Annotated in this window: 1 protein-coding gene and 1 pseudogene; both read right to left on the bottom strand. The window is 39.0% G+C overall.

Going from position 1 to position 1,398, the window contains the following annotated elements; all coding sequences use genetic code 11:
- A partial coding sequence (locus ACFIKE_RS10600) for a DUF2125 domain-containing protein (protein ID WP_375649859.1) occupies nt 1-180 on the bottom strand: 180 nt, incomplete at its 3' end.
- A gap of 798 nt (nt 181-978) precedes the next feature.
- Nucleotides 979-1,398, bottom strand: a pseudogene (locus ACFIKE_RS10595) (GMP synthase); the annotation flags it as partial.

Below are 1,398 nucleotides of genomic sequence, written 5' to 3'. Positions count from 1 at the left end.
TGCAGGAGAATGAACATTAAACTCGACCAAATGAGGTGCATAAATTGGTGCACCAGCTGTCAAACGCCCCGTCGATAAAGAAACCCCATGTAAAGGCCAAGAAAATTGAAACTTGTCACAAACAACACCGACACGTAAAGGATAACCATCCTTGTGCACATTCTCACATACCGCCGCCATATTATGGGAAGATACTTTTGTGAATATATCAGAAACATAGTTTTCTATTTTACGTGAAAAAAAAACCAGAGTGCGCTATAAATAAATATCAGAGCAAGACAAAAGAGCCCACAAATTAAATAACTCAAAGAAAAACTTTTTTGTGATGATGGTATTTGAAAGGATTTAGACAATATTCAAACTTTCTTTATCTCTTAACTTCCTCCCCACCCTAAAAAGGGCAAAGATTCTTAACCCAAACCAATTTGTAAACAATCAAACTTCTTATCTAGCGAGTTTTATCTGCTGACTACTTTATAGAGCCCATATATCCCCATCCTAAAGCACAGTATCTCATAAGCTAAACAAACAAGATTTTCTTAAAAAGACCCATTACACCCTTTAACAAAAAACACCTCATGTGTAAAGTTTTATATAGTTTTCTACCTCTGCCTTAAACCATACTGCTTTACAGCACAACAAAAATGATAATGAATAGTTTTTCTTAACGATAAAGCCATTGAGCACCCCCATCATTACGCTTATGGAGGAGAGCAAGCCAGCACACCATCATTATATTTGGCTAGCCCCCAATGTTGCGACAGCCCCTGGCACTTAAGACAGTTCATAAGAGGCATTTTTAGTCTTTTCTTATACAGTTTTTGCCCACACGCCAGCCCTACTTGTGACATGCAAGCAAGAGGTTTTTATTGAGTCAACATACACAGGTTTGGAATGAGAAAACCTTACTATATTCAGGGTTCTCATTCAATATGCAAAACAGTGAATTACCTATATAAATCAATGTATTAATAACAATCACACAAATACGGTCGGTGTACAAAAAATCTGGTGTAATGCGCTTTCAAACCATTGGCTTAAAGCTCGATCATAGATTAAACGACCTTTCAAATGTGCACAAGCAGGTTGAGCACCTTTTTCAGTCAATTTATGTGCCGAACGCACGACCAAACGCCGCATCATAGCGCGTGTAAATTCAGCATGAAACTGCAAGCCCCATGCATTGTTTCCATAACGAAAAGCTTGTGTAGGATATGTATTCCCTGTTGCCAAAAGCATTGCCTCTTTCGGTAAATCATAAATACCTTCATCATGGAAATGGTAGACCATTTCTGGCCAATTCATCAATTCCTTCCCCTGTGGGGTTGCTTCTAGTGGATACCAGCCGACTTCAACAGTCCCATCACTTCTTGTACCAACGCGCCCCCCTAGATTTCG

The organism is Bartonella sp. MU70NMGDW (assembly GCF_042194085.1).
In the GTDB taxonomy this organism is placed as follows: Bacteria; Pseudomonadota; Alphaproteobacteria; order Rhizobiales; family Rhizobiaceae; genus Bartonella; species Bartonella grahamii.
This window is presented reverse-complemented; position numbering and strand designations above follow the sequence as displayed.